This window comes from Streptomyces sp. NPDC029152, from assembly GCF_055564355.1.
Map to the genome: position 1 here is coordinate 1 of NZ_JBVHWR010000049.1, position 7,121 is coordinate 7,121.

Annotated in this window: 9 protein-coding genes and 1 pseudogene; 6 read left to right on the forward strand and 4 right to left on the reverse strand. The window is 70.5% G+C overall.

The features are described from left to right. Positions 1-121: pseudogene (locus ACZ4V6_RS36310) on the forward strand (IS5/IS1182 family transposase); the annotation flags it as partial. A gap of 499 nt (positions 122-620) precedes the next feature. Here the strand turns inward: ACZ4V6_RS36310 and ACZ4V6_RS36315 are convergent. Further along, positions 621-1,925 (reverse strand): DUF4241 domain-containing protein, encoded by a 1,305-nt coding sequence (locus tag ACZ4V6_RS36315; RefSeq protein WP_467835501.1) that lies wholly within the window; start codon positions 1,923-1,925, stop codon positions 621-623. Positions 1,926-2,290: 365 nt separating this feature from the next. On the opposite strand from ACZ4V6_RS36315, the gene ACZ4V6_RS36320 reads away from it, so the two are divergent. Then, the gene (locus ACZ4V6_RS36320; RefSeq protein ID WP_467835502.1) at positions 2,291-2,479 is read left to right on the forward strand and encodes a hypothetical protein; all 189 of its coding nucleotides are present in this window, start codon (positions 2,291-2,293) and stop codon (positions 2,477-2,479) included. Between the two features lie 155 nt (positions 2,480-2,634). Next, entirely contained in the window at positions 2,635-2,970 is a 336-nt protein-coding gene (locus ACZ4V6_RS36325) for a lysine transporter LysE (protein ID WP_467835505.1), read from the forward strand. Positions 2,971-3,168: 198 nt separating this feature from the next. Here ACZ4V6_RS36325 and ACZ4V6_RS36330 read toward each other — a convergent pair whose 3' ends face one another. Then, positions 3,169-3,993, reverse strand: a complete 825-nt coding sequence (locus ACZ4V6_RS36330) for an 8-oxoguanine DNA glycosylase OGG fold protein (protein ID WP_467835507.1) — start codon at positions 3,991-3,993, stop codon at positions 3,169-3,171. Between the two features lie 402 nt (positions 3,994-4,395). On the opposite strand from ACZ4V6_RS36330, the gene ACZ4V6_RS36335 reads away from it, so the two are divergent. After that, complete coding sequence (locus ACZ4V6_RS36335) at positions 4,396-4,929, forward strand: CbrC family protein (protein ID WP_467835510.1); 534 nt, start codon at positions 4,396-4,398, stop codon at positions 4,927-4,929. Between the two features lie 37 nt (positions 4,930-4,966). Here the strand turns inward: ACZ4V6_RS36335 and ACZ4V6_RS36340 are convergent, their stop codons facing one another. After that, a complete protein-coding gene (locus ACZ4V6_RS36340; protein WP_467835511.1) occupies positions 4,967-5,386 on the reverse strand; it encodes a DUF2750 domain-containing protein in 420 nt (139 codons plus the stop codon). 359 nt (positions 5,387-5,745) lie between these two features. Between ACZ4V6_RS36340 and ACZ4V6_RS36345 the strand changes: the two genes are divergently transcribed. Continuing rightward, a complete protein-coding gene (locus tag ACZ4V6_RS36345) occupies positions 5,746-5,997 on the forward strand; it encodes a hypothetical protein (protein ID WP_467835513.1) in 252 nt (83 codons plus the stop codon). Positions 5,998-6,021: 24 nt separating this feature from the next. On the opposite strand, the gene ACZ4V6_RS36350 is transcribed toward ACZ4V6_RS36345, so the two are convergent. Then, positions 6,022-6,207, reverse strand: coding sequence for a hypothetical protein (locus ACZ4V6_RS36350; RefSeq protein ID WP_467835516.1), 186 nt, complete (start codon positions 6,205-6,207; stop codon positions 6,022-6,024). Between ACZ4V6_RS36350 and ACZ4V6_RS36355 the strand changes: the two genes are divergently transcribed. Next, on the forward strand, positions 6,194-7,033 hold the full coding sequence (locus ACZ4V6_RS36355) for an ATP-dependent DNA ligase (RefSeq protein ID WP_467835518.1): 840 nt from the start codon (positions 6,194-6,196) through the stop codon (positions 7,031-7,033). The genes ACZ4V6_RS36350 and ACZ4V6_RS36355 overlap by 14 nt on opposite strands. Positions 7,034-7,121: the final 88 nt, after the last annotated feature.

Sequence of the window (7,121 nt, forward strand, 5' to 3'; positions counted from 1 at the left end):
CGCCCGCGACTACGAGACCCTCACCGCCAGCTCCGAGGCCATGATCCACATCGCCTCTATCGACAACCTCACCAGGCGCATAACGGACGAGACAACACCCACCTGGCGAGGGACGTACTAGGACGTAAACGGCAAGTTGTCCACTTCAAACGCCCTCTTAGCGTGATCTGGGTGCGCAGCAGGTTCCGCCGCCGCCCATCCAGCGGGCACGTCAGCCGATGAGTGGATCTTCCAGGAGTTCGGCGAGCATGCCCACCGCCTCCCGCTCGCTCCCGGACCCGGGTCTGTCGCCTGCATCGCCCGGGGGTGACGGCCCCGCCGCCGCATCACGACTCGCCCCTTCCACGCTGTCCGGCCCGTCAACGCTCACCGCAGCGGCCTCCAGCTGGATGCGACGGGGCCCGTGGCTTTGTCCACGAGAGCAGGAGTCGTTTGTCGACGAGCTCGGGAGGCACCCCGAAGGCGGCCAAGTCGATGTTCACGAGTTGGGGAGGCACCCGCCGCTGACTTGATGGGTACATGTGCTCCGGACTCCAGGCGCCGAGCGTTGTGAACCGTGCTGCGGAGATGGTCACCAGCTGCAACGAGGTTGGCGGCTGCGACCGTAGGCAGGATCCTGCCTACACAGCGGCATCAGCGGGGGTTACGTCCCGCTCCGGGAGCAGCTCGGGCATCCCGTCTACCAGCACCACAACGCCGGTTACCTCACCGGTTTCGGAACGGCCGACCCACACCGGGTAGGTACCGTCCCCGGTCGTCGCGAAGGACATGAGCTCGCCGCCGGAAGCCTCGTCCCAGGTGCGCTGCATGAACATGGAACCGTCGTCGATGTCCTCGTACCCGTCCAGGTCCGACTCGCCTCGGATCAGCCCCCGCTCGAAGAGCGCGATGAGCGGATCCCAGGACCCGGCGTCGGCGAAGCAGCCGGTGGCGCCGTCGGTGTCGAAGCCGGCTATCTGCTGCTCGATGAACAGCCGTGGATCGTCGTCCGGACCAAGGGCCATCTCCCAAGTCGCGGCGGGGGTCTCGCTGACGAGCAGGCGGACGGCCGTGGGTTGCGTGGTCGTGACCTCGGCGTCCCGCCACTCGCAGTGGTAGCTGAAGTGGACCCGCGCCTCGTCGAGTACGTACTCCCCGGGCGGGACGGGGACCGTGATGCGCGGCCCGTCGCCGTGGTCGATGTCCGGGCCGGAGACGGCCAGCAGCCCGCTGGGTACGCGCAGGGTGCCGACCCGGCGCGGCTCCACGACGGTCATCTCGGGGTGGTACCCGTCGGTCACGCGCACCCCGGGCCGGAACAGCTCGCTGATCGGCCCGGGCTGCGCGGGGCGCGGAGGACGCCAGCAGGTAGCGGGGGCGTCTCCGTCACCTGGCTCGGCCACCTCGGCCACCTCGGCCGCCTCGAAGGACGGCGGCTCAGTGAGCCCGTGTACCTGGGCCGAGAGCAGCGGCCACTCCCCGAATGCGGGGCGGACCATCCAGCGCTCGTCGTCCCGGAGTCGGGGCGAGGTGGCGTAGGAACCCCCGCCCTGCCCCTGCCGCTCCTCCGTCCGTCGGCCCCTGCCGTCCGGGAAGAGGTCCACGGTGATGCGTGGGCACGCCTTGTCGAACTCCGCCATCTCTGGGCCTGTGTAGTACCAGCCGACGGAGTACCGGCGCAGCAGCCGCGACGGGTCGTCCAGCAGCCGCATGTCCAGATCGTAGGTGCGGCGGCCGTGGGCGTCGTAGACCCACAGCCCGACGTAGTGGTCCCGCCAGGAGACCAGCCGGACTTCCAGCGGAGCCTCCCGGCCCGGCTCCCGGTACACCACCACGTACGGAAGCCCGGCGGCATCCCGCTCCCGAGCATCCTCGGCGGACATCGGCCGCCAGGGCGCACAAGCCTCCAGGTCCCACGCCTGCGCGTACCCCACCTCGACGACCATTGCCGCTCCTCGTCCTGAACCTGCCTTGGTTCTGTTGCTGAGATGCAAAGTAGCCGCTGCCTGTGACAACGGCCCTACTGGGCGGGCGGCGGGCCAGCTCCGGCGCCGAAACGGTCGTGCCGGCGATCCGGTCCATAGCCCGCTCAGCGAGTGGCTTGCCAGCGTGATCCGTTGAGCCGCCGGCGCCACTCTGTCATGCAGACGCAGGCACTCAGTGACGCCTGAACTCATCGACATTGATCAAGCGACAGGGTGACGCGGTGACTCCCGAAGTCTTCGACAAACGACTTCCGTTCCCGTGTACAGAGCGGCCCGTATGCTGCGCCGGTCCGGTGAACCGCCTGCTGAAAGGAAACCGTCCCACCGTGTTCCAGCAGACCCCCGTCTACGACCGTCTGGTCGCCGAGCGCGGCGACGTCCCCGTCCAGGTCCGTGGTGAAGCCGACCGGGTCCACCGCGACCTGGCCCAGGTCCTGCGCCAGACATCCACCACCTCCCAGCCGGGCGTGCCACGGAATGCCTTCGAGCCCAAGACCCCTCCCGGCGCCCTGTAGTCGTCGCGTAGGCGCCCGCGGCTTCGGTGGCGGCAAGGCCACCAAGCAGGCGGCACCGGCTCGCTGAGCGCACGTCGGCAACCGTTTTGGGTCGGTGGGGGTCCTCTCTGTCAGCTCCTGCCCGGGGCCGTCGGGGGCGAGAGTCGAGGAGTGCCGTGGGGGTCCGCAGGGCAGCGAAGGGCGTCGGTGACTTCCTGATCGACACGGTGGGAGAAGCCGTTGCCGAGGTGATCCTCAGCCTGCTCGCCTGCCTTTTGCTGGGCTGCCTGGTTCTGATCGTCTACCTGAGCTGGTCCTTGAGTCCACGCTTGACCATCGCAGGTGCCGGGCTGCTCAGCTGCTGGTTCGCCTACGGCGCCTGGCAGACCTTCCGTACGCCTGCGAAGGGACGCCGTCGGGGCCTTGCCGCCGTGACCGCTGCCGGTTTCACCGGGGCCGCGGCGACGGCTCTGTTCCTGCTGCTCTACGCCCCCGGTTGCGACTGCCTGTGAGGCGGTTCGGTTCCACCGGCGGTGATCAGCGCCGTGAGCACTGTCTGCTGCGTGTGCCGAACAGACCCCGACCCCTGGACCGCCCGACGATCCGGGCCTCGCTCGCGTATCCGCGGGGGGCGGATGTGCATGCACGCGATACCGGGTTCAACGATGCCGCGCCGTGCCGGTCACTGTGCGTCCCGGCCGCCGCTCGGCTCACACAACGTCGGCTGTCTCGGCCCACGAGGTGCTGAACAGCGCGTACTCGAGCAGGTCGGGCGTGGCGTCGGTCGGCCAGAGGGGCGTTGCCGATGCCTGGCGGGAGGCCGCCTGCAGGAAGGAGAGGTAGACCGCGTAGCGGTGCGGTGACCAGTTCGTGTCCCGCCAGACCCAGCGGGCGATCGAGCCGTCGGGGTCGTGGCCGGTCTCCCGGCCGATGGCCTGGGCCAGCAACCGCATGCGCCGGGCCAGAACCCGGTCGAGGATGAGCGGCCGGGGTCCGGTTGCCGGCGGGACCGTTTTACCGGCGAAGTACAGGAACTTGGTGTAGAACGACGGGCCGAACCCGCTGATGCGGCCCTGGAGCTGTGCGTAGGCCGCTTCGGCGCCCTGCTCGCTCAGCGTGGTGACAACGCCCGCGAGTATCGCGTCCAGACCCTCGGTGCCCCGCAGGATTTTGTGCAACGTGGCAGGTCCGCTGCCGGCCGGGGAGCCGCTCTTGCCCTTCCCCCACACGTAGGTGGCCACCAGCGCCTCCTGGTAGGCCTCGCGCTGCAGCGCGTCCGCGACGATCGACGCCACCTGCGCCCGGCTGATCACGGCGTCACCGGCGTGGGATGCCGAAGCCAGCATCGAGGGCCACGGGGGGAAGTGCGCCCACCGGCTGGGGGTGTAGCGGACCGCTTGTGCGCCCGGCGTCCCGTCCGCGAGCCGTTCCGCGTTCTTGCTCCACCAGCGCCCCAGCGCCTGCAGGGCTGTATCTGGCAGCAGACGCGTGGCCATCTCCAGGTCCACCGCATCCGCCCGGTCCTGCCTGTTCATAACCGCCCCCAAGTCCCGACCGCTGCCATGCCACCGAGCCCCGCACTCGCGTGCAGCCTAAATCTCCGCCCGGCCATGCCGTGCAGGCGCGGCCGATTGGGCCCTTCGCCATAGTCCCCGCCACGCCCTCCGCGGCACGCTTCCGGACGTGTGGGCTGCTCGCTCATGGCAAGGAGGCTCCCAGACAGGCACGCGTGGAGCGGAGAGCAGCCCGGGAAGCCGCGTGTGTGGCCGGACGCGGGCAGGGCGCCGTGGTCGCTCATCCGGGGCAGCTGGAGGTGAACACCGCCAGGGCCCGCCGGCGGCGCGTTCTGTGCCCCAGGGGGCATCCCGCTGACTCGGTCAGAGCCCCGGCTTCCCCGCGTGCTGCCGGGTGGATGGTGGTTGTTACGGTCGCTGACCGTGACAGAACCTCTGCCGGAGTTCCCTTATCACCCGGACCCGCTTGCCACCGGGTCCGTGGCGGTCTCCGACGCCGTCTGCGCGTGCTGCGGCCGGGCGCGCGGCTACGTCTACACGGGCCCGGTCTACGCCGCCGTGGAACCAGACCGGTTGTGCCCGTGGTGCATCGCGGACGGGAGCGCTGCCCGCAGGTATGAGGCTCACTTCACCGCGGACATGGCAGGTGACGAGGTCACCAGTCAGGTGCTGGTGGCCATCGCGGAGCGGACACCGGGCTTCACCGCCTGGCAGGACGGGCAGTGGCTGGCGCACTGCGGCGACGGCGCCGCCTTCCTCGGCAGGGCAGGCGCCCGCGAACTGGCCGGCTACCCGGACGCACTGGCCAGCCTGCGACAGGACGTCAGCACCTGGGGCTGGCCGGACCACCAGATCGACCACTTCCTCGGCGCCCTGGACAGCGATGGTCAGCCGACCGCCTACCTCTTCCGGTGCCGGACCTGTGCAACGTACCTTGCCTACGCGGACTTCACCTAGCCGGTCATCGCACGCCGCAGCCCTCACAGCCGCTCTCTCACCGGCCCTCGACCGAATCCAGGTGATCGTACGGTGGCTCGCCGAGCGCGTGATGGAGACGGTTGACTACGTCACCGACAGTGAAGTCCCATCCAGTCAGGCGCTGTCCGCTCCAGTTGATCCCTACCCGGACGTCTTCCCCGGCCAGATCCGGCAAAGCCGCGCTCCGCCAGTGATCCAGCGGCATCGCAACAGCACAAAATTGAGGACCCCAGAGCTGAGCTGCGCGCTGCGCACGGCTCTGCGACGACCAATAGGGAAAGGCTGGTTGCCCGGAACTCGAGACCGGCATGGGACTGCCCTCGTCGTCCCGGACCCACCAGACGGTACGAGTCAGAGCGATCTCCCGGAAGAAGGCCGCTGCCTGAACCCCGCTCGTGCTCACCTGAAATCCTCCAAGATCATCCAGAGCTTCCATGCCCAGTAACCTCGCCAGCCACGCGGCCACGGCTGACGCCGAACGCGCCTGCACAGCCCCGGAATGGGTGCCACGCCCGGTGTGCATGCTGCTGAGCATGACGTTCTCGCCCGTGGCCCGCCTCTACGTGAGGATCGCGGTGCTCGGGGCGGGCACGGCGACCGCGGCGGCGTGCCTCGGTTTCTCGCTGTGGGGCGGGTGGGGAGCCGCGGCGGGGGCGGTTCTGTCCGGCCTGTATGTGGGCGGCGTGGTGGTCTTCCACCGCCGGCGCACGGCGGCGTCCCTGCTGGCCGCCAGGGCCCAGGGCGAAGAAGCGGGGCTGGCCGACGCGGTCATAGCGGGCATCGACACCCGGCGGCGTGAGCGAAGCCGAGCAGAAGGCCCGCCGGACCGTGGCCTACCAGCTCGCCGCCCACGAAGACCTCCCCAACGCGGTCCGGGTCGCGGCGGCCACGGCCCTGGAGGCCATCGACGCCGGCCGGGACCGCGACCAAGCCCGAGCCGCGGTAGCCGCGCTCGCACTCGCCGCCTACGACTGCCGCGCCACCCGCACACTGCGGCGCCCCCGCCCGTCCGGCGGCACTGAGCACGACCCGCTCACCGGCCCGTAAGCCCGGCCCTGGCCCAAGCCCGCCTCAGCCTCGTGGGGTGGGCAGCTCGCCGGGCTTTACGGCGACTCTCTCGATGCCGGTGGCCCCGGCTTTCTCGAGTTCGTCCCGCCGCCGGTCGGCAGAGATCTCGTCGTACGCGACGGCAGAGGCGCGCGGGGTGCCGTCCGGCTCGGCCCAGGTGAAGCCGTAGCTGCGCATGGTGATCGTCATACCGGCATCATCGCTGGTGGCACTGACAGCAGCCCTCGGGTGCGCCCGGCGGCGCCGCGGCATACACCTGGGATTGTGGTCCTCACCCCGCCGGTCCAGCCGATGCTTGCCGAGGCCCGCTCCGAGCTGCCGCCCGAGCGGGCTCTGCCGGGCGGGCTGGCTTTCGAGCAGAAGCCCGACGGCTACCGGGCGCTGCTCTTCGCGGGCCCCGGCCGCGCGCACCTGCAGTCGAGGAACGGAGCCGACCTCAGCGGCGCCTCCCCGAGATCACCGCCGCCGGGCGGGCCCTGCGGAAACCCTGGTCCTGGACGGGGAGCTGGTCGTCGCCACCGACGGCCGTCTCGACTTCGGCCAGCTCCAGCAGCGCGCCCGCCGTCGCGGTGCCGGTGCCCGGCAGGCGGCCCGGACTGCCCCGGCACATCTGATCGTGTTCGACGTCCTCGACGCCGCCGACGGCCCGCTCCTCGACGAGCCGTACCGGGCACGGCGGGCGTTGCTGGAGGCGCTGTTCGCCGCTGGGGTGCTGGCCGCGCCGTTCGTCCTGTGCCCGGCCACCACCGACCGGGCCACCGCCGAGGACTGGCTGGATCCGGCGTGGGGTGCGGCCGGTATCGAGGGCGTCGTCGTAAAAGACCTGACCCAGAAGTACCAGCCGACCCGTCGGGGCTGGATCATGGTTCGGGCCCGCGCCAGCGCGGAAGCCATCGTCGCCTCGGTGACGGGCCGGGTGACGGCGCCGTCAACGTTGCTCCTGGGCCGCACGACATGGCGGGCCGCCTGCGGTTCATCGCCCGGATGGCACCGCTGTCGGCGACGGCACGGCTAGGGCCTGTTGTGAAAGTGCTGGTCATAGCCATTCATTGATGGCTGCGACCAGCACTGTCGCTTCGTAGCGGACGGCGAGTTTGTCGTAC